Genomic DNA, 19,014 nt, shown 5'->3' on the forward strand with positions numbered 1-19,014 from the left:
AAGAGCCCACTACACTTTGCAGACCGCAGGGATGAAAGTGTCATAGTGGGTTATTACACTTCCGAAGAAGTGCATCTTCGTTCCCCGTCACCTCTCGATGAACCTTGAAAGGAGGGATGCCCTTTGGCAAGAAACGATGGCGTTGACCGCACCAGTGTCCGAAATCTCGCCGTTTCGGACAAGGCCGTTGGCAACACCCAACAGCACAACGAGCGCGAAAAGGACAGCTATCGAAACCCCGACATTATCCCCCAGCGCACCTCATGGAACGTCCACTTCAAAAAGCCAACCGCCAGCTACACTGACCTGTTCGCCCAACTGGAAACCGCCGGAACCATCTCCACGCGCGGCCTGAAGCCGGATGCCACCCATTATTGCGAGCTTGTCTTTGATGTCAACTCTGCCTACTTTGACAATCACGGCGGCTATGAGTTCGCCAAGCAGTTCTATGAGGATGCCTACAAAGCAGCCGTTCAGATCGTGGGTGGTGAGCAGTATGTTCTCTCGGCAGTCATGCACGCCGATGAAGTCAACCGTGCCATGACCGAAGCACTAGGCCGGGAGGTCTACCACTACCATCTTCATGTGGTCTATGTACCTGTGGTGGAAAAGCAAATCCTCTGGTCGAAACGCTGCAAGGACAAGGCACTGGTCGGCACCGTCAAGGAGACCGTCATGCAGGTCAGCCGAAGCAAGAAGTGGGCTTCCAAGCCCCTGCTGGACGATGCTGGAAAGCCTGTCCTGCAAAAGAGCGGCAAGCCAGTCCTGAAGAAGTCGTACAGTGTCCTGCAAGACGATTTCTTCAACTATATGCGCAATGCCGGGTACACGGATGTAGAGCGCGGTGAGCGCGGCAGCACCGAAGAACACCTGACCGTCACCCAGTTCAAAGTCCAGCGGGAGCAGGAGCGGCTGGACAGCCTGACCGCCCAAGCCGACCAAAAGGCGCAGTCGCTTGCCAAAACCAGTCAGACCCTCTCCAAAAAGGAGAAGGAACTTGCCGCTGTGCAGAAAAAGGCCACGCTCACGAAAGAAGCCCTCATTCATGCGCGCGATCTTGATTATATCGGCAAGCGCACCTTTCTCGGTAACTACTCGCTGACCGAAGAAGAATTCTCCAAGCTGAAAAAGCAAGCCGACCACGGCTATATGATGGACGTGGAGAACCGCCGCCTGAAAGAAGAACTTTCCACCGCCAAGAAGGAAACCATTCATTGGAGCAACAAGTACCACGACCTGTGGTACGATGTAAAGCCCTATCTGGACGCCCTCCACCGTGCGCCTGAACTGGTTCGCAGCTTTCTGGAAAAGATTCTTGCCCCCAAGCAGGAGCGCACCATGAATGTGCCGCAGAAAAACCGCAAGCGTGGGCAGGATATGGAACTTTGATTTTCGGAGGATACTATTTGAACAAAAAGAAGAAGTCAAACAAATCCGGCTACCCGGATGAAGCAATCAAGACCCTTGCACGTTGCTTTTATCCCTCCATGGTTGAGTTTTTCAACAGCGAGGAAGGTCAGCGTGAATATGAGGAATGGCTGAAAGAGCAGGAGGCTCTGAACGCCGCACCCATCGCAGCATAAAAACAGCAGGACGCTCCCGGAAAAGGGAACGCCCTGTCTTACATAGATGTATCTCGCCGAGGTGTGTCCAGTTGGGCGCACCTCTTATTTTTTTGCCCTTAATCTTCTAACCCATGGCTCCCGGCCACATTCTTCAAATATTCCTCTGGGTCACCGTTCAGAATCAAATCTGCATAGCCCAGTGGATCATTATAGATAAGGTAGTCCAATTCCGTTTGCTGTGCCATAGTCAAATTCAGTGCATCCTCAACCCCGGTGCAGTCAATGGAGATTTTTCTCCCATCCCGGAGCAGCAGTTCCACACACCCGGTATCCATGTTAAACTTGCAGGCTCTTTCATCGTACTTCATAATCATACCCTCCAAATCTTGTTATTGACTTACGGTCTATGACAAGGTATCGGGGTTTTGTATCTTCCACGGGAGCCGTCGTTATCGTACCCGAAGAAAACGAAAAATCCGAACCCTTCTCCAATCGGAAACAGGTTCGGATTTTTCTTGTTTGGTGGGCGCGGGTGGATTCGAACCACCGAAGCTGAAAGCAGCAGATTTACAGTCTGTCCCCATTGGCCACTCGGGAACACGCCCATATTCATTTGTTGTGCATCTGTGTGCCGGACGACTTGTTTATTTTAGCATGAGAAAGAGGTTTTGTCAACTACCTTTTTCACTTTTTTCAGCACTTTTTTCAGCATACTTTCTGCCCCCGTCCGCCGCGCTTTATCTGGTTGAATTGCGTCCTGTTTTATGTTAAAATAATGTAAAGATTTTACAGGCAGGAGTGGGTCATCGCATGGAGTCAACAATCAACGCCGCCCCGCAAATTTCTATCGACCGGGAGAAGATGCTGCGCAGCCATCGGCGTTACTGGGTGCTGCGGCGCACACAGGATATCGTATTCTCCCTGCTGGCGTTGATCTTGCTTGCGCCGCTGGCGCTGGTGATCAGTCTTGCCATCGTGCTGGACAGCCCCGGAGACGGAGCCATTTTCCAGCAGCGGCGGGTAGGACGGGACGGCAAACTGTTCTGGCTGTATAAGTTCCGCACCATGTGCCCGGACGCCGAGGAGCAGCTGAATGAGCTGCTGAGCCAGAACCAGATGGACGGCCCGGTGTTCAAGATCAAGGGCGACCCCCGCATTACCCGAGTGGGGCATTTTCTGCGCAAGACCAGTCTGGACGAGCTGCCCCAGCTGCTCAACGTGCTGCGGGGCGACATGAGCATCGTGGGGCCGCGTCCCGCGCTGCCCCGGGAGGTGGAGTTGTACAGCGACTACCAGCGCCAGCGGCTGTACGTCACTCCCGGGCTGAGCTGCTACTGGCAGATCGCACCCCACCGCAACGAGATGAGCTTTGACGAGTGGGTGGCGCTGGATCTGAAATACATCCAGGAGCGCAGCTTCTGGGTGGACTGGAAGATCATCTTCCTCACCGTCCGCGCCATGTTCATGAAATACGGAGAGTGAAAAAAGCGCCTGTTGTGCATCCGCACAACAGGCGCTTTCGTTACGTTTATTTCAGCACCGCACCCAGATTTGCACTGGTGACCATGCGGGCGTAACGGCTCAGCCAGCCGGTCTTGATGTTGGGCTCGGGCGCAACGTATTTTGCCTTGCGCTCTGCCAGCACTGCATCGCTGACCTCCAGCGTGATGGAGGCGTTGGGGATATCGATGGTGATGGTGTCCCCTTCCTCGATCAGGCCGATGGGGCCGCCGGAGGCTGCCTCCGGGCTGACGTGGCCGATGGCAGCACCGCGGGATGCACCGGAGAAGCGGCCGTCGGTGATGAGGGCTACCGTCTTATCCAGCTTCATGCCAGCCAGCGCAGAGGTGGGGTTGAGCATCTCCCGCATACCCGGGCCGCCCTTGGGGCCTTCGTAGCGGATGACCACCACATCGCCCGGAACGATCTTGCCCGCGTAGATGGCGGCAATGGCCTCTTCCTCGCTGTTGAACACCCGCGCCGGGCCGGAATGCTGCTGCATCTCCGGGGCTACCGCACTGCGCTTGACAACGCAGCCGTCCGGGGCAATGTTGCCCCACAAAATCTGCAGACCGCCGGTCTCAGAGTAGGGGTTCTCGATGGGACGAATGGCTTTTTCGTTCAGGATACGGGCACCCTTGATGTTCTCGCCAAGGGTCTTGCCGGTGACGGTGGGCACATCCAAGTCCAACAGGCCCTTTTTTGCCAGCTCTGCCTGCACCGCCGGGATGCCGCCCGCTGCGTACAGATCCGGCATGTGGGTGGGGCCAGCCGGTGCCAGATGGCACAGGTTGGGGGTCTTGGCGCTGATCTCGTTGAACAGCTTCAGGTCGATGGGCACACCGGCCTCGTAGGCGATGGCCAGCAGGTGCAGCACCGTGTTGGTGGAGCAGCCCAGCGCCATATCGCAGGTCAGCGCGTTGCGGATGGAGCGCTCGTTGATGATCTGGCGCGCGGTGATGCCCTTGCGCACCATCTCCATCACTGCCATACCGGCGTGCTTTGCCAGCTGCAGGCGCTTGGAGTACACGGCCGGGATGGTACCGTTGCCGGGCAGGGCGATGCCGATGGCCTCGCACAGGCAGTTCATGCTGTTGGCGGTGTACATACCGGAGCAGCTGCCGCAGCTGGGGCAGCAGTTGCAGGTGCAGTCCTCCAGCTGCTCGTCGGTGATCATACCGGCCTTATAGGCACCCACGGCCTCGAACATCTTGGAAAGGCTCACTTCCTCGCCGCCGTAGCTGCCGGCCAGCATGGGGCCGCCGGAGCAGACCACGGCGGGCACATCCATGCGCACCGCTGCCATCACCATGCCGGGCACGATCTTATCGCAGTTGGGCACCAGCACAAGGCCGTCCAGCTGATGTGCCATCAGCATGGTCTCCACGCTGTCGCAGATCAGCTCACGGGAGGCCAGAGAGTACTTCATGCCCACATGACCCATGGCAATGCCATCGCATACACCGATGGCGGGGATCAGGATGGGGGTACCACCGGCCATCTGCACACCGGCCTTGACGGCCTCGGCGATCTTATCCAGATTCATGTGGCCGGGCACGATCTCGCTGTAGGCGCTCACCACGCCGATGAGGGGGCGCTCCAGCTCCTCCGGGGTGTAGCCCAGCGCATAGAACAGGCTGCGGTTGGGCGCGCGCTCCGAGCCCTTGGTCACGTTGTCACTTCTCATTGCAAATCCTCTTTTCTGATAAAGCCCTCTCCGTCACGGCTGCGCCGTGCAACCTCTCCCGAGAGGAAGAGGTTTTCGCGGAGGAGCTATAAGGTTCCCTTTTCAACAAAAACTCCCCCTTTCGGGGGAGCTGGCCGCCGAAAGGCGGCCTGAGAGGGTTCTCCTCTTACTTCTTCAGCCAGCTCATCATGCTGCGCAGCTCAGCACCCACCTTCTCGATGGGCAGCTCGGCCTCCATGCGGCGCTTGGCAAGGAAGTGCACCTTGCGGCCGCCCTTGGGGCTCATCTCGGTCAGGAACTCGGAAGCAAAGGTTCCGTCCTGGATCTCGGTCAGAACCTTCTTCATCTCCTTGCGGGTCTCCTCGGTGATCAGGCGCTTGCCGGTGCGGTAGTCGCCGTACTCTGCGGTGTTGGAGATGGAGTAGCGCATCTTGGAGAAGCCGCCCTCGTTGATCAGGTCAACGATCAACTTCATCTCGTGGCAGGTCTCAAAGTAGGCCATCTCAGGCTCGTAGCCGGCCTCCACCAGCGTATCGAAACCGGCGTGGATCAGCTCGGAAACGCCGCCGCACAGCACGGCCTGCTCGCCGAACAGATCAGTCTCGGTCTCCTCCTTGAAGGTGGTCTGCAGGATGCCTGCACGGCCTGCGCCGATGCCGGAAGCATAAGCCAGAGCAATGTCCTTGGCCTTACCGGTGTAGTCCTGCTCCACGCAGATCAGAGAGGGGCAGCCCTCGCCCTCGGTGTACAGGCGGCGCACGATGTGGCCGGGGCCCTTGGGGGCGATCATGATGACGTCCACGTTCTTGGGAGCGGTGATGGTCTTGAAGTGGATGTTGAAGCCGTGTGCAAAGGCCAGTGCCTTGCCCTCGGTCATGTAGGGAGCCACCTGCGTGTTGTAGATATCGGCGCACAGCTCGTCGGGCACCAGCATCATGACAACGTCACCGGCCTTGGCAGCCTCTTCCACTTCCATCACCTTGAAGTTTTCGTGGGTGGCAGCGAACTCAGAAGCCTTTTCCCAGTGAGCAGAGCCCTTGCGCAGGCCCACCACAACGTTGACGCCGCTCTCGGCCAGATTCTCAGAGTGTGCATGACCCTGGCTGCCGAAGCCGATGACAGCGACGGTCTTGCCGTCCAGCACGCCGAGGTTGCAGTCGGAATCGTAGTATTTCTTGATAGCCATAATCGTTAGTCTCCTTTTACATTAACTGGTTGATTTATCTTCCGGTCTTGTATGCTCTGTTCTATCTTTCGCTCACCCTGAGCGGAAAAGCAATATGATTTATGCCCGTCTTGCGCCCGGCGGGGGCAGCTGGACGGAGCGCACCTCCTGCGGCGGCTTCTGGATATGCTGGTGCATCCCGCCGCGCTCCAGTGCGGTAACGCCGGTGCGGCACTGCTCAAGGATGTTGTAACCCTCGAACATTTTCAGGAAAGCGTCCAGCTTGTCCGGCCGACCGATGAGTTCAAACACCATGCTGTCCGGGGAAAGATCAATGATCTTTGCCTTGTAGATGCAGGCGATCTCCCGCAGCTCGGTGCGGTTGTGCACGTCCGATTCCACCTTGAGCAGCAGCAGCTCCCGCTCCAGCGATTTTTCGCTGTCCAGCACGAACACCTGCCGGGTGACTTCCAGACGCTCGGTCTGCAATACCAGCTGCTGCAAAGCCTTTTCGTCGCTGGTAATGGTCACTGTGATGCGGCTGACTGCCGGGTCGTTGGTGGCAGACACCGTAAGGCTGTCGATGTTGAAGCCGCGGCGGCAGAACAGGTTGGACACCCGGGCCAGAACGCCGCTCTGGTTGTCCACCAGCAGGCTGATGACCCTGCGCTGATCAGATTCCATGATGCTGTGTCCTCCTTATTCCATGATGATGTCGTTGATATCGCCGCCGCCGGGGATCATGGGCAGCACCTTTTCGTCCTTGTCGATGATGCACTCGATCCAAGTGGGGCCCTTCTGCTGCAAGGCATCTGCAAAGGCTTCCTGAAACTCCGGCAGGTTGGTGCAGCGGTAGCCCTTCAGGCCAAAGCCGTCTGCCAGCTTGACAAAATCGGTCTTGCGGTGGGGGTCGGTCTGGCTGTAGCGCTTGCCGTAAAAACTGGTCTGCCACTGGCGCACCATGCCCAGCACCGAGTTATTGAAGATGACCGTGATGATGGGCAGCTCGTAGCTGACAGCGGTGCAGGCTTCGTTCAGGTTCATGTGGAAGGAACCGTCACCGGTAAACATCACCACACGCTGCTGGCGTCCCAGTGCCATCTGGGCACCAATGGCAGCACCGTAGCCAAAGCCCATGGTACCAAGGCCGCCGCTGGTGATAAAGCCACGGCTCTTGGTGTGGCGCAGGTACTGCGCCGCCCACATCTGGTGCTGACCCACGTCGGTAACATACACGGCGTCGGGGCCGCACTGGTTGCACACCTCGCCGATGACCTGATGGGGCATCAGCCGGGTAGGGTCGGACACGGGGTGGTAATCCTGTGCCTGCCAGCTCTGGATCATCTTCATCCATTCCGGGTGCTTGGCGGGCTTGATCTGGGGCAGCATGGCGTTCAGCACATAGGCTGCATCGCCCACGATGGAAAGATCCACATCCACGTTCTTGCCCAGCTCGCTGGCATCAATGTCGATCTGGATGATGGTGGCGTTTTTGGCAAAGGTCTTGGGGTTCAGCGCCACGCGGTCGGAAAAGCGGGTGCCCACCGCGATGAGCACGTCGCACTCTGCCACCGCCCGGTTGGAGGTGTAGCAGCCGTGCATACCCAGCATGCCCAGATTCATCGGGTCACCATAGGGCACAACGCCTGCGGCCATCAGGGTATAGGTGGCGGGGATCTCCGCCTTGTGCAGCAGATCCCGCAACGGCTGGCAGCTGGCTGCGCTGCGCACGCCGCCGCCAAAGTACACCAGCGGACGCTGTGCGGCGTTGATGAGGTCTGCCGCCCAGTGCACCTGCTCCTCATTATAGGTAGTCACGGTGCGGATGGGCTCCGGCTGCTTGGGGGTGAACTCGCACACTGCTGCGGTCACGTCCTTGGGGATATCCACCAGCACCGGGCCCTTGCGGCCGCTCTGCGCAATGCGGAAAGCTGCCCGCATGGTGTCAGCCAAGTCCTCTACCCGGCGCACCGTGAAGTTATGCTTTGTGATGGGCACCGTGATGCCCTCAATGTACGCTTCCTGAAAGCCGTCCTTGCCAATGCTGCTGGTGGGCACGTTGCCGGTAAAGGCCACCATGGGCACCGAGTCCATATAGGCGGTGGCAATGCCGGTGACCAGATTGGTGGCACCCGGGCCGCTGGTTGCCAGCACCACGCCGGTGCGGCCAGTGGCGCGGGCGTAGCCGTCCGCTGCATGGGCCGCGCCCTGCTCGTGGGCGGTAAGCACATGGGTGATGCGGTCGGCATTCTTATACAGCTCGTCGTAAAGGTTCAGCACAGCGCCGCCGGGGTAGCCAAAAAGAGTGTCCACTCCCTGCTCACACAGGACCTCTACAAAGATCTGAGAACCATTCAACTGCATGGTGTTTCTCCTATTCCTGTTCCACTTCTTATCCATTCCCTCAGGGAGAGCTTCCGAAAAAGAAAAAGCCCTTGTCCCCTGCTTCTTTCAAGAGACAAAGACCTTGTAACATCAAGCTCTCTGCGGTACCACTCTCGTTGGCGTGCTGTGCACACCCTCTCACGGGCTTCCAACAAAGCCCTGCACGGTAACGGCTGCAACCGGCGCTGCTTACAGGGGTTTGCACCCGTTGGGCAGGCTGCTCCGGGATGATTTTCCGCACGAAACGCTGACTGCCTTGCACCAGACGGCAGCTCTCTGAACAGTGGGGATCGTGTGGTACTTTTTCCCATCTGCGCATTTGTTGATGTAAATTATACTATAAACCGGGCTTTTGTCAATCGACAATTTGTAACCTGAATCAGCCCAAAGATGAAGCGTTTTTAACACCCCTTGCATCCCCGCCCGAACCGCTGTATACTTTTGATATCCGCGTACCTGCGTTTTGTAGGGTATGTGCTAATGGAGAGGAAAAGGGATCGACCTATGAAATTAAGAGAATGGAATGCCCATCTGCATGGGCTTGTTGTGTTCCGCGCCCTGCTGAACGACCCTGTTGTGGCAAGGCTTTTAGACCTGACCGACCGCATGGAGGCCGGCAGTTCTTCCTACGGTCCGGTGTGCGATGCCGTAGCCGCCTTTGAGGCCGCTTTGTTCGAGTACACCACCAACTGGGGCAGCTACCTGAGCAATGCTGTGCTGGAGGCCGAGACCATCTGTGTGCGACAGGCCGCTGCCGGGCAGCTGGACGCGCTGCTGCAGAGCGCCTTGGACAGCGAGCTGCAATTTTTGCAGCAGCTGTGCGGGCTGACGCTGGACGAGCTGTTCCAGACCGCCTACTCGGAGCAGGCGCAGCGGCCGGAACTGGCGTTTCTGCCCCGGTGGCAGACCTGTGAGCTCGACCTTGCCGCCGCCTACGCCCAGCGCATGAGCGAGGTGGGCAAAAAGGGCTACGGTATGTTTGCCAAGCACCATGTATTCACGGTGGAGAACGGCCAGCTTGTGCCGGTAAAATACCCCGACCCGCAGCGCCTTTCCGAACTGCCCGGCTACGAGAAGGAGCGGGAAAAGGTGATCGCCAACACAAAGGCGCTGCTGGCCGGGATGCCCGCCAACAATGTGCTGCTGTACGGCGATGCCGGTACCGGCAAATCCAGCGCGGTAAAGGCCATTGCCAACGAGTTTGCGCCCGAGGGACTGCGGCTGGTAGAGGTAAAAAAGAACCAGCTGTACCAGATCCCCGACCTGATGGACAAGCTGGCGGCAAACCCGCTCAAGTTTATCCTGTTCATCGATGACCTGAGTTTTACCGCCAACGACGACAACTTTGCCGCCCTGAAGGCCATTCTGGAAGGCAGCGTAGGCGGACGCGCCCAGAACATTGCGGTGTACGCCACCTCCAACCGCCGCCACCTCATCAAGGAGACCCTCTCGGACCGCACCGGCGATGACATCCATGAAGCCGACACCCGGCAGGAGCTGATGAGCCTTTCCGCCCGGTTCGGCCTGACGGTCACCTTCCAGCGGCCGGAAAAGGCCCGGTTCGAGACCATTCTGGAAGAACTGGCCAAGCAGCACAACATCCAGATGCCCACCGAGCAGCTACTGCTCAAGGCCGAGGCCTTCGCCCTGCGCGCCGGTGGCCGCAGCCCCCGGGTGGCCAAGCAATTCATCGAGCAATGCGAGGCCGGTGTGCAGAAGTAACCGCACCAGTTTTAAACATTATCAAAAAACGGGACACCGGAGCATCCGCAGATGCTCCGGTGTCCCGTTTTGCTTATCTTTTTTGGCTCAGTCCCGCACGGCGATGCACTCGATCTCCAGTTTTGCGCCCTTGGGGATGGCTGCCACCTGCACACAGCTGCGGGCGGGGAACGGCTCGGCAAAGGCCTTGGCGTACTCTGCGTTCACTGCGGCAAAATCGTTGATGTCGGCCAGAAAGATCACCGTCTTGACCACATTGTTCATGGAAAGCCCCGCCTCGGCCAGAATCGCCTTCAGGTTGGCAAGGCTCTGTGCGGCCTGCTGCTCCACGGTATCGGCCATGGTGCCGGTGGCGGGGTCTACCGGGATCTGCCCGGACACAAACACCATATTGCCCAGATCCAGTGCCTGACTGTAAGGGCCGATGGCGGCAGGTGCGTTGGTGGTAGAAATGACTTTCATAGTATATTTTCTCCTCTATATTACTTTAAGTTTAAGACAAGTTCTCTTTTCGCTCTGGCAAACGATAAAGTTTACACCCGCTCGCTGACCAGCTGGAAGCCGGCCTTGGTCAGCTCGGTGCGGATCTGCTCGATCTGGGCGGCATCACGGGTCTCCAGCGTCAGCTTGAGGAAGCAGCTGGAGATGGGCATATTGGGGTCGGAGCCGTCATGCTGCACCGACACCACATTGCTGCCACAGCGGGATACCACCTCGGCCACCTTTTTCAGCTGGCCGGGCTTGTCCTCCAGCGCGATGGTCAGGTTTGCCTTGCGGCCGCTCATGACAAGACCACGGGTGATGACGCGGTTCAGGATATTCACATCAATGTTGCCGCCGGAGATGACGCAGGCCACCTTTTTGCCCTCCACCGGCAGCTTGTGGAACAGCACCGCCGCCACCGGCACAGCGCCTGCACCCTCGGCCACCAGCTTCTGGTTCTCCATCAGGGAGAGGATGGCCGCCGCCGTCTCGTCCTCGGTCACGGTAACGATATCGTCCACATACTGCTCGCACAGCTGATAGGTCAACTCGCCCGGGGTCTTGACCTGAATGCCGTCCGCAAAGGTGGAGGCAGCTTTCAGGGTCTGATACTTGTGCTCGTGCAGGCTGCGGTACATACTGGGGGCACCCTCGGCCTGTACACCGTACACCTTGACCTCCGGCCGCAGGGTCTTGATGGCAAAGGCAATGCCGGAGATCAGTCCGCCGCCGCCCACCGGCACCACCACAGCGTCCACATCCGGCAGCTGGTCAAGGATCTCCAGACCGATCGTGCCCTGCCCGGCGATGACCTGCTCGTCATCGTAGGGGTGGATAAAGGTCATGTCATACTCCTTTTGCAGCTGCACGGCCTTATCGTGGGCTTCGTCGTAGGTGCCGGGCACAAGGCAGACCTCCGCGCCCAGATTTTTGGTGTTTTCCACCTTCATCAGGGGTGCGCCGTCCGGCATACAGACGATGCTGCGGATGCCGCGCCGGGTAGCTGCCAGCGCCACGCCCTGCGCATGGTTGCCTGCAGAGCAGGCAATGACGCCCTTGGCGCTCTCCTCCTCGGAAAGCTGGCTGATTTTATAGTAAGCGCCCCGCACCTTAAAGCTGCCGGTAGCCTGCAGGTTCTCGGTCTTGAGGTACAGCTGGCAGTCCTTGGACAGCTTGGGGGCTTCGATGAGGTCGGTCTTTCTCGCCACGTCCTTCAGCACAAAGGCGGCGTGGTAGATCTTATCCAGAGTCAGCATGACAGATACTTCCTTTATTTTTTCGTGATGTCATCCAGTATAAGTTACAAAAATTGTTTTGTCAAATGAATTTCATTCACGATAAACGGCATAAAAAAGAGAAAGGCAGTGGTAAAGCGCCACCGCCTTTCTCTTTTTATTCTCATTACCGCCCACGGCCACCGCCGCCGCCATGGAAGCTGCCACCGCCCATGCCACCGAAGCCGCCGCCAAAGCTGCCGCCGCCGAAACCGCCGCGTCCGGCACCGCCCCCGAAGGAGCCGCCGCCCATGCCGCCAAAGCCGCCACCGCGCGGAGGCCGGGGGCCACGGAAGTCGCCGTAGAAGCCGCCCGGTGGGGGCGGCGGCGGGCCGCGACGTCTGCGAGGAGGCCGCGGGCCGCCGAAGCACCACAGCCAGCCGCAGGGGCTGGCAAAAACATAGGCCACAGACCGGATGATGACGATAAGCAGCACAACGCTGACCACAAGGGTCAGGATGTCGGTCAGGGCGCTGCCGCCGCTGCTCTGGCTGCCCTGATGCCCGGGCTGCACGGTGCTGCCGTTGCCGGCGCTGCCGGAAAGGCTGACCCCGTAAATATCTGCGATGGTGTTTGCCACATTCCGGGCACAGGTGGTCACTGCGCCGTCATAATCCTTTGCGGCAAACTGATCTTCCATGGTCTGGGCAATGGCGCTGGCCTGCTTTTCCAAGGTAGTGTTGCGGAAGCCGTCACCTGTGGCAATATAGTAATCGCCGTCGGCGTACTGCTGGGTCTCCATTACCAACAGGATCAGCACACCATTTTTGCCGGTAGAAGAACCAATGCCCCAGGCATTGGCCGCCTGCACAGCGTAATCCTCCGTGGAATCATTGCCGGTGTATTCTACTGTTAGTACACCGATCTGTGCGCCGCTGCAGCTGGATTCCAGCTGGGCGTTCAGTTCGGTGATGGTCTGCACAGTGCTGCTGCTCAGCACACCGGCATCGTCCACCACGCACTGGTCTTTTGGCAGGCTGGGCAGCTGGGCGGCAAAGGCCGCCGGGCACAGCACTGCCGCGCTGACCACCACGGCCAGCACCAGTGCGCTGATGCGTTTTGCAAAGTTTTTCATGCGAAGGGCTCAACCTCCTTCACGCCAGCAACTGCGCCCAGCACACTGGCCGGAAAGCCGCCGACATCCTTTTGATATTCATACACCGCCGTATTGTACTGCAAAGTGCCAATGATGGTGGCTGCGCTGTTGAACTGACCGTACTGCCCCTGCACCGCGCCCATCTTCATGGGGTCTGCGGCCTGCTCCTGCAATTTTGCATACAGCTGGTCGATGGCAGCGCCCAGCGCCTGGTCAGCCTGATACAGCGCGTGCATCGTGCTGCCCTGATAATAGGGCAGCGAGGTCAGCGACTGGCTTTTGCCGCCGTTCTGCACCGCCTGCAGACAAGCGGAGAAATCGTTCAGCGCCGTCTGCGCAGCCAGCACCTCGGCGTTGTCTGCGCCAAGGGTGTTGGAGGCGGTGGTCAGGATGTTTGCTGCCGTATTCTCCCGGGTGGTCAGCTCCTCGCTCAGGTTATAGCCGTTGTCGGCGGCGACCCCTGCGGTGAACCACTGGCGGGCGGTGTTGTACTTGCCGCGCAGCTTGGCGCTGCCAAAGCCGAAAAAGGCTGCCAGCATCACCACAACGCACAGCGCCAGCGCCGCTGCCCGGGTGGAAAGCGCTGCGGGCAGCTTTGCTTCCAGTGCGGCCAGCTTCTGCTGGCGGGGCGTCAGCCTTACGGCCTGCTCCGGCTTTGCTTTTTCGCGGTAGCTGCCCGCGTCAAAGCCGCCGGGCGCGGTTTGTTTGTTCTGAGAAAAATCAGCGTTTGCCATTTCAGCTCCGGATCTCCATCATTTTGGTTTTCAGTTCGTCCTCGATGCGGGTCAGTTCCTGTTCGGCGGCGGCACGCTTTGCGCGGCCCTCGCTCTGGATCTTGTTCAGCTCGTCCAGCGTCTCGATCAGGCTCTTGTTGGTCTGCTGCAGGGTCTCGATATCCACGATGCCGCGCTGGCTCTCCTTGGCGGTCTCGATGGTGCCCAGCTTCAGCGCCTCGGCGTTCTTCTTCAGCAGATCGTTGGTCATGTTGGTCACGGCACGCTCGGCCTGCATAGCCTGCTGGCTGTGTGCCAGACCCAGTGCCAGCACCATCTGGTTCTTCCACAGGGGGATGGTGTTCACGATGGTGGACTGGATCTTTTCCGCCATCATGGTGTTGTTGTTTTGCAGCAAACGGATCTGGGGGCCCATCTGCAGGCTGATGTTGCGGGTCAGTTCCAGATCGTACAGCTTTTTCTCAAAGCGCTCGCACTGGTCGGCAAGGTCACGGGCGGCCTGTGCATCCTCCGGCAGACCGGAGACCTTAGCCTTATCCATAGCCTGCTGCAATTCGTTGGCGCGTACATCGGCCAGCTTTTTCTTGCCTGCAAGGATATACATGCTCAGCTCCTTGAAGTAGGCCATGTTCAGCTCGTACATCTTGTCCAGCATGGCGATGTCTTTGAGCAGCTGCACCTGATGGGCTTCCAGCATGGACTGGATCTTTTCCACGTTGGTCTCGGTCTTGTCGTACTTGGTCTTGAGAGCATCCAGCTGGCTGGTCTTTTTCTTGAAGAAGCCCATGATGCCCTTCTGCTGTTCCTCGTTGGCGTCAAAGCTCTTCAGTTCGCCAATGAGGTCGGTGATCATATCGCCCACCTCGCCCAGATCCTTGGTGGACACCTTGGAGAGGGCAGCTTCGGAGAAATCGCCGATCTTCTTCTGGCAGGCAGAGCCATACTGCAGCACCTGCTGGCTGTTGGTGATGTCGATTTTCTGGGCAAACTGATCCACCATGGCCTGTTCCTCGGGGGTCAGGTTCACCTGTGCTTCCGGGGCGGGGGCAGCGGCGGGCTTTTCCTCCTGCGGCACAGCAGCGGGGGGGGGTCCAGCGTCAGGGTGGGCACTGCGGGGGGCATCCAGATCAAAGTTCAGGTTATTGTCAGCCATAAGTGATTCCTTCCTTTCAAAATCCCAAGGGGATATTCCAGTTTTACTTGCTCAGACCCTGCCCTTTCAGCATATTCTGCAAAACGGTCAGGTCTGCGGACAGGTCCATGCTCTCTGCCGCGTACAGGGCATCCAGCTGGTTTTCAAAGGCGGTGGCAATGGAGGCGGCGTTGTGCTCCACCTCGGCGCGGATGGCGGCGGCATTCTCTCCCCGCACACCCTGCTTTGCAAGCTTTGCGTACTGCTGCAAAACGTTTACGGCGTCCGGCAGGTAGTAGTTGGCAAACCGGCGCACCTGCTTTGCCTTGGCGGGGTTTGCTTCCACCGCTTCCACGATGGAGCGTCCCGCCTTTTCCATGCGGGTCATAGCGGCGGACAGCTGCGGGTCGGGCAACGCTTCATTCAGCGCATGCAGGGTGTCCAGCTTCTGCTGGATATCGGTCAGCATCTGGTCCACATCCTCCACACCGGTGTGGAAAGGCACCTCGTGCTCCACCACCCGGGGCGGGCAGGTCTTTTTTGCCACGCCAAAGGCCACGGCGGCACCGCCCAGCGCCACCAGCAGCGCCCATAATTTATACACCGGCAGCACCGCGCACAGCACCACGAACACCAGCGCCATAGCGTAAAAAGGCAGCACGCTGGGCTTTTGGGTGCGGATGATCTTGCTCATGGTCATTTCTCCTTGTCCGGGGCAGTGCGCCCCTTATGATATCCATAATACAACGTCCGCAAAAAAACGCAAGTATCCCGCAAAAGAATTTACAGCCTTGTCATTATTTTACGATCCAGTCTGCCAGCGCTGCGCCCCAAAGCGCTTCCAGCCGGGCAGGGCTGCAGGCAGCATTGGCGGGGCTTGTACTGGGCAGACGGACAGCCGGGATGCCGGTAAGCGGCTGCTGATATTTTGTGTAGATACGGTAAGCCGTGGCACCGTTGCAGAACACCGCCCGGATGGGTGCTTTGCGCAGCAGCCCGGCGATATCGTTGGGCACCACATCCCGGATGGAAGCATCTGATGCCCCGGTGATGGTGCAGCTTTCCAGCGTGTCCCACAGCGCCAGCCCGTGGCGCAAAAGCAGCTGCTTTTTGGCTGCGATATCCTCCCGCGCGGGCAGCGGCTCCCCGGTCAGCGCCGCCAGCAGCGGCCAGAACCGGTTTTGCGGATGGCCGTAGTAAAAGGCCATCTCCCGGCTTTTGGGGCTGGGCCATGTGCCCAAGATCAGCGCCCGGCTGCGGTCATCGTACACCGGTGCAAAGCTCATAAGCTGCCGCCTGCACTTTCAATATTGCCCCATGCAGAGCCAAAGTCCTTGCCGGAGGGCTCCGCGCGGGGGCCGTCGAACCACAGCTCCTCGATCAGCGCCGCCACGCCGTCCTCCCGCACGTCCCCGATGATCCGGTCGGCAGCGGCCTTGGCGTCTGGGGTGCCGTTTGCCATGCAAGCGCTCAGACCTGCGACCTTCAGCATTCCCACATCGTTGGCAGAATCGCCCACGGCCACGGCATCCGCCAGCGTAAGCCCCATCTGTGCGCACAGGTCGGCAAGTCCTACGCTCTTATCCATGCCGCCGCGCACGATATCGTAGTAGCAGTAGCCGTCCGCGTTCTGCGCACCCACCTGCATCCAGTGCAGGCCAAGGTAGCCGTATTTTTCGTGGAAGCGCTCCACCTCCTGCGGCGGCATGGCGGCAAAGGCAGCGTGGGGCATATCCACCAGATGCCTGTCCTGATCCTCGCCGTCCACGCAGTCCAGCCCGGGGCTGTTCATCATCTGATAACCGGTGTGCAGATACTCGTACTCGCAGTAGGCGTAACAGGCATCCCGGAAGTTGAATTGCAGCGGGTAGTTATAATCCTCGCAAAAATCCACCAGCACATACATCTCCTCGCTGGTAAGCGGATGCTCGGCTATTACGTTGCCCTGTCTGTCTACCACGCAGGCACCGTTGCAGGTAATGGCGTAGTCGTACCGGATGCCGCCCAACTGGTTTTTATCCCGGATACCCGGGTAGGAGCGGCCGGTACTGAGCACGAACTTGCCCCCGGCGGCTTGCAGCTTTTTTACCGCCTTTACCACCGCCGGGCGGGGCTTTGCTTCCCCAAAGGGCATCAGCGTGTTGTCGTAATCGCTTGCCAGAATCTTATATTGCATGGTCATCTCTCCTGTGTGCATCGTTTTCTCCCAGTATAACACATTTCAAAGTCCAGCGGGAGAGGGGGAAAAGAAAAATGGGACAGCAGAATACCCGCAGGCATTCCACTGTCCCAAAATCCAAAATATTTTACCTGTCAGGCAAACACCGCCACGACCACCTGCATGGCTACGCCCACAAAGGCACCAGCAGCCCATGTCAGGCCGGTGATGAAGAGGTTCTGCTTCCACGAGGGGTTGGCGCGCCACAGCACAGCCAAGCCCACACCCGCACCGGTGCACAGCCCCGCCACAAGGCTGGAAAAGCGCAGCGCCCCCTCCACATACAGCTGGGTCAGCAGCACGCTGGCGGCGCAGTTGGGGATCAGACCCACCAGAGCTGCCACCACCGGCTGGAAGAAGCCCATGCCGCCCAGCACCTCGGCAAACACATCCTCGCCCACGCCTTCCACGATCATGCCAAACACCAGACCGAAGGCGAAGATGAACACAAAGATCTCCAGCGTGTGGCGCAGCGCCGCCTGCCAGATGGGCTTTTCGTTGCCCTCGGCATCGCTGTGCTCCTCGTGGCAATCCACCTCGTCGGCATGGCCGGTGTAGCCGCCCCGCAGCCCTTTGGGCAGCACGCCCCGCAGCACAAAGTCCAGCACAAAGCCCACCACGATGGCATACACCACCTTGATGACCATCAGGACGGCCAGCTTATCCCAGTAGGCGGGCATGGACACCAGCAGCGGGATAGCTTCATCACTGGTGGCAAGATATACCGCCATCAGTGTGCCCAGCGTGATGACCCGGGAGGCGTAGAAGTTGGACGCAATGGCGGAGAAGCCGCACTGCGGCACACAGCCCAGCACTGCGCCCGGCACAGCACCCCAGCGTCCGCCGCCCGCCAGCAGCGCTTCGATGCGCTCGCCGTGGCGATGCTCGATATACTCGATGAGCAGGTAGGCAAAAAACAGAAAGGGCAGCATCTTAGCGGTATCCACCAGAGTCTCGCCCAGAACATCCAAAAACAGTTCCATAAATAATCGCTCCAAAGACCCGCATGGGGGTCGTCTTTCAATAATTTGCAATCAGTTTGCATTTTCGTGCAGGGAAGATTATACACGATATCCTTCCCAATTGCAATACCAAATTGCAAATTGGTTGCAATTTTATGTTATGGAACGCTGCAGCGCGTAAAAAAGAGGTTCTGAAAAGCCCGCGGGCTTTTCAGAACCTCAAAATTTCAAATCGTTCTTCCGCTGATGATGCGCAGAGCAACGCGGAGCGTATTCCAAATCGTCCCACGCAGCAAGGAAGCTGCGGTCTGTTTTATCCCTTCAGCGGTACAAAGCCCACAAGGTCTTTGACCACCTCGCCGCCGATGATCAGACCGGCTACCGAAGGCACAAAGGCGTTGGAGCCCGGCACTGCGCGGCGCACAGTGCACTTGCGCTGGGTGCCCGGGGGGCAGATGCAGTGGTTCTTGCAGCTGATGGAGTCGTCCTCGATGGGGGTCATGGCAGGCTCTTTGGAGTAGACCACCTTCAGGTGCTTGATCTTGCGCTTGCGGCACTCGGTACGCATCACCTTTGCTAGCGGGCAGACCGAGGTCTTGTAGATGTCGGTCACCTCAAAGCGGGTGGGGTCCATCTTGTTGCCTGCGCCCATGGAGCAGATGATGGGGGTGCCCGCCTCCTTGCACTTCATCACCAGCGCCAGCTTGCCGGTAACGGTGTCGATGGCGTCCACCACATAGTCGTACTGGGTAAAATCGAAGTCGTCCTGCGTCTCCGGGCCAAAGAAGCACCGGTGGGTGGTCACCTTGATGTTGGGGTCGATGTCGTGGATGCGCTGTTCTGCCACATCCACCTTATACTGTCCCACCGTGCTGCGGGTGGCGATGATCTGACGGTTGAGGTTGGTCAGGCAGACCTTATCGTCGTCGATCAGATCCAGTGCGCCCACGCCGCTGCGTGCCAGCGCCTCCACCGTATAGCCGCCCACGCCGCCGATGCCAAACACTGCCACCCGGGCGTGGTGCAGCTTTTCCATAGCCTCTGCACCCAGCAGCAGCTGGGTGCGGGAATACTGATCCTGCATTTTGTTC

Annotated in this window: 19 protein-coding genes, 1 tRNA gene and 1 other annotated feature; of the genes, 4 read left to right on the forward strand and 16 right to left on the reverse strand. The window is 59.0% G+C overall.

Going from position 1 to position 19,014, the window contains the following annotated elements; all coding sequences use genetic code 11:
* The first annotated feature begins 123 nt into the window (after positions 1-123).
* Complete coding sequence (locus MTP39_RS11670) at positions 124-1,389, forward strand: plasmid recombination protein (protein WP_249240637.1); 1,266 nt, start codon at positions 124-126, stop codon at positions 1,387-1,389.
* 17 nt (positions 1,390-1,406) lie between these two features.
* Complete coding sequence (locus MTP39_RS11675) at positions 1,407-1,583, forward strand: hypothetical protein (RefSeq protein ID WP_249240638.1); 177 nt, start codon at positions 1,407-1,409, stop codon at positions 1,581-1,583.
* Between the two features lie 98 nt (positions 1,584-1,681).
* Here the strand turns inward: MTP39_RS11675 and MTP39_RS11680 are convergent, their stop codons facing one another.
* Together MTP39_RS11680 and MTP39_RS11685 are read right to left on the reverse strand one after the other, a co-directional pair.
* Positions 1,682-1,933: a DUF6061 family protein gene (locus MTP39_RS11680; protein ID WP_249240639.1), complete on the reverse strand. Its 252-nt coding sequence runs from the start codon at positions 1,931-1,933 to the stop codon at positions 1,682-1,684.
* A gap of 152 nt (positions 1,934-2,085) precedes the next feature.
* Positions 2,086-2,170, reverse strand: a tRNA-Tyr gene (locus MTP39_RS11685).
* A gap of 205 nt (positions 2,171-2,375) precedes the next feature.
* Here MTP39_RS11685 and MTP39_RS11690 point away from each other — a divergent pair.
* Positions 2,376-3,047: a sugar transferase gene (locus MTP39_RS11690; protein WP_249240640.1), complete on the forward strand. Its 672-nt coding sequence runs from the start codon at positions 2,376-2,378 to the stop codon at positions 3,045-3,047.
* Between the two features lie 46 nt (positions 3,048-3,093).
* On the opposite strand, the gene ilvD is transcribed toward MTP39_RS11690, so the two are convergent.
* From ilvD to ilvB, 4 genes are all read right to left on the reverse strand, one after another.
* On the reverse strand, positions 3,094-4,752 hold the full coding sequence (gene ilvD, locus MTP39_RS11695; RefSeq protein WP_249240641.1) for a dihydroxy-acid dehydratase: 1,659 nt from the start codon (positions 4,750-4,752) through the stop codon (positions 3,094-3,096).
* 166 nt (positions 4,753-4,918) lie between these two features.
* A complete protein-coding gene (gene ilvC, locus MTP39_RS11700) occupies positions 4,919-5,938 on the reverse strand; it encodes a ketol-acid reductoisomerase (protein WP_217297619.1) in 1,020 nt (339 codons plus the stop codon).
* A gap of 99 nt (positions 5,939-6,037) precedes the next feature.
* Positions 6,038-6,601, reverse strand: coding sequence for an acetolactate synthase small subunit (gene ilvN, locus MTP39_RS11705; protein ID WP_249240642.1), 564 nt, complete (start codon positions 6,599-6,601; stop codon positions 6,038-6,040).
* 15 nt (positions 6,602-6,616) lie between these two features.
* Complete coding sequence (gene ilvB, locus MTP39_RS11710; RefSeq protein WP_249240643.1) at positions 6,617-8,281, reverse strand: biosynthetic-type acetolactate synthase large subunit; 1,665 nt, start codon at positions 8,279-8,281, stop codon at positions 6,617-6,619.
* An 87-nt stretch (positions 8,282-8,368) separates the two neighbouring features.
* Positions 8,369-8,625 (reverse strand) — a binding site (T-box leader).
* 181 nt (positions 8,626-8,806) lie between these two features.
* On the opposite strand from ilvB, the gene MTP39_RS11715 reads away from it, so the two are divergent.
* Entirely contained in the window at positions 8,807-10,024 is a 1,218-nt protein-coding gene (locus MTP39_RS11715; protein ID WP_249240644.1) for an ATP-binding protein, read from the forward strand.
* A gap of 87 nt (positions 10,025-10,111) precedes the next feature.
* On the opposite strand, the gene MTP39_RS11720 is transcribed toward MTP39_RS11715, so the two are convergent.
* The 10 genes from MTP39_RS11720 to MTP39_RS11765 form a co-directional block, all read right to left on the reverse strand.
* Positions 10,112-10,486 carry a RidA family protein gene (locus MTP39_RS11720; RefSeq protein ID WP_249240645.1) on the reverse strand — a complete coding sequence of 125 codons (375 nt, stop codon included), beginning with the start codon at positions 10,484-10,486 and terminating at the stop codon, positions 10,112-10,114.
* Positions 10,487-10,557: 71 nt separating this feature from the next.
* On the reverse strand, positions 10,558-11,763 hold the full coding sequence (ilvA, locus tag MTP39_RS11725; RefSeq protein WP_249240646.1) for a threonine ammonia-lyase: 1,206 nt from the start codon (positions 11,761-11,763) through the stop codon (positions 10,558-10,560).
* A 145-nt stretch (positions 11,764-11,908) separates the two neighbouring features.
* The gene (locus tag MTP39_RS11730) at positions 11,909-12,856 is read right to left on the reverse strand and encodes a TPM domain-containing protein (RefSeq protein ID WP_249240647.1); all 948 of its coding nucleotides are present in this window, start codon (positions 12,854-12,856) and stop codon (positions 11,909-11,911) included.
* Positions 12,853-13,611, reverse strand: coding sequence for a LemA (locus tag MTP39_RS11735; protein ID WP_249240648.1), 759 nt, complete (start codon positions 13,609-13,611; stop codon positions 12,853-12,855). The genes MTP39_RS11730 and MTP39_RS11735 overlap by 4 nt, the downstream gene beginning before the upstream one ends.
* 1 nt (position 13,612) lies before the next feature.
* Positions 13,613-14,764 (reverse strand): toxic anion resistance protein, encoded by a 1,152-nt coding sequence (locus MTP39_RS11740; RefSeq protein WP_249240649.1) that lies wholly within the window; start codon positions 14,762-14,764, stop codon positions 13,613-13,615.
* Positions 14,765-14,807: 43 nt separating this feature from the next.
* The gene (locus MTP39_RS11745; protein WP_015537494.1) at positions 14,808-15,437 is read right to left on the reverse strand and encodes a 5-bromo-4-chloroindolyl phosphate hydrolysis family protein; all 630 of its coding nucleotides are present in this window, start codon (positions 15,435-15,437) and stop codon (positions 14,808-14,810) included.
* Between the two features lie 103 nt (positions 15,438-15,540).
* A complete protein-coding gene (locus MTP39_RS11750) occupies positions 15,541-16,029 on the reverse strand; it encodes a DNA-deoxyinosine glycosylase (protein ID WP_249240650.1) in 489 nt (162 codons plus the stop codon).
* The gene (locus tag MTP39_RS11755) at positions 16,026-16,919 is read right to left on the reverse strand and encodes an HAD family hydrolase (protein ID WP_249240651.1); all 894 of its coding nucleotides are present in this window, start codon (positions 16,917-16,919) and stop codon (positions 16,026-16,028) included. The genes MTP39_RS11750 and MTP39_RS11755 overlap by 4 nt, the downstream gene beginning before the upstream one ends.
* Before the next feature lie 137 nt (positions 16,920-17,056).
* A complete protein-coding gene (locus tag MTP39_RS11760) occupies positions 17,057-17,944 on the reverse strand; it encodes a putative manganese transporter (protein ID WP_249240652.1) in 888 nt (295 codons plus the stop codon).
* Positions 17,945-18,236: 292 nt separating this feature from the next.
* Positions 18,237-19,007 (reverse strand): tRNA threonylcarbamoyladenosine dehydratase, encoded by a 771-nt coding sequence (locus MTP39_RS11765; protein ID WP_249240653.1) that lies wholly within the window; start codon positions 19,005-19,007, stop codon positions 18,237-18,239.
* Between the last annotated feature and the right edge of the window lie 7 nt (positions 19,008-19,014).

This window comes from Faecalibacterium sp. I3-3-33 (genome assembly GCF_023347295.1).
In the GTDB taxonomy this organism is placed as follows: Bacteria; Bacillota; Clostridia; order Oscillospirales; family Ruminococcaceae; genus Faecalibacterium.

Bases quoted from the DNA above. Each gene is read 5' to 3' on its own strand.
- ilvB (WP_249240643.1), bottom strand. From the start codon at position 8,281: ATGCAGTTGAATGGTTCTCAGATCTTTGTAGAGGTCCTGTGTGAGCAG.
- MTP39_RS11750 (WP_249240650.1), bottom strand. From the start codon at position 16,029: ATGAGCTTTGCACCGGTGTACGATGACCGCAGCCGGGCGCTGATCTTG.
- MTP39_RS11765 (WP_249240653.1), bottom strand. From the start codon at position 19,007: ATGCAGGATCAGTATTCCCGCACCCAGCTGCTGCTGGGTGCAGAGGCT.
- MTP39_RS11745 (WP_015537494.1), bottom strand. From the start codon at position 15,437: ATGAGCAAGATCATCCGCACCCAAAAGCCCAGCGTGCTGCCTTTTTAC.
- MTP39_RS11755 (WP_249240651.1), bottom strand. From the start codon at position 16,919: ATGCAATATAAGATTCTGGCAAGCGATTACGACAACACGCTGATGCCC.
- ilvA (WP_249240646.1), bottom strand. From the start codon at position 11,763: ATGCTGACTCTGGATAAGATCTACCACGCCGCCTTTGTGCTGAAGGAC.
- MTP39_RS11680 (WP_249240639.1), bottom strand. From the start codon at position 1,933: ATGAAGTACGATGAAAGAGCCTGCAAGTTTAACATGGATACCGGGTGT.
- ilvD (WP_249240641.1), bottom strand. From the start codon at position 4,752: ATGAGAAGTGACAACGTGACCAAGGGCTCGGAGCGCGCGCCCAACCGC.
- MTP39_RS11715 (WP_249240644.1), top strand. From the start codon at position 8,807: ATGAAATTAAGAGAATGGAATGCCCATCTGCATGGGCTTGTTGTGTTC.
- MTP39_RS11740 (WP_249240649.1), bottom strand. From the start codon at position 14,764: ATGGCTGACAATAACCTGAACTTTGATCTGGATGCCCCCCGCAGTGCC.
- ilvC (WP_217297619.1), bottom strand. From the start codon at position 5,938: ATGGCTATCAAGAAATACTACGATTCCGACTGCAACCTCGGCGTGCTG.
- MTP39_RS11720 (WP_249240645.1), bottom strand. From the start codon at position 10,486: ATGAAAGTCATTTCTACCACCAACGCACCTGCCGCCATCGGCCCTTAC.
- ilvN (WP_249240642.1), bottom strand. From the start codon at position 6,601: ATGGAATCTGATCAGCGCAGGGTCATCAGCCTGCTGGTGGACAACCAG.
- MTP39_RS11760 (WP_249240652.1), bottom strand. From the start codon at position 17,944: ATGGAACTGTTTTTGGATGTTCTGGGCGAGACTCTGGTGGATACCGCT.
- MTP39_RS11690 (WP_249240640.1), top strand. From the start codon at position 2,376: ATGGAGTCAACAATCAACGCCGCCCCGCAAATTTCTATCGACCGGGAG.
- MTP39_RS11730 (WP_249240647.1), bottom strand. From the start codon at position 12,856: ATGAAAAACTTTGCAAAACGCATCAGCGCACTGGTGCTGGCCGTGGTG.
- MTP39_RS11735 (WP_249240648.1), bottom strand. From the start codon at position 13,611: ATGGCAAACGCTGATTTTTCTCAGAACAAACAAACCGCGCCCGGCGGC.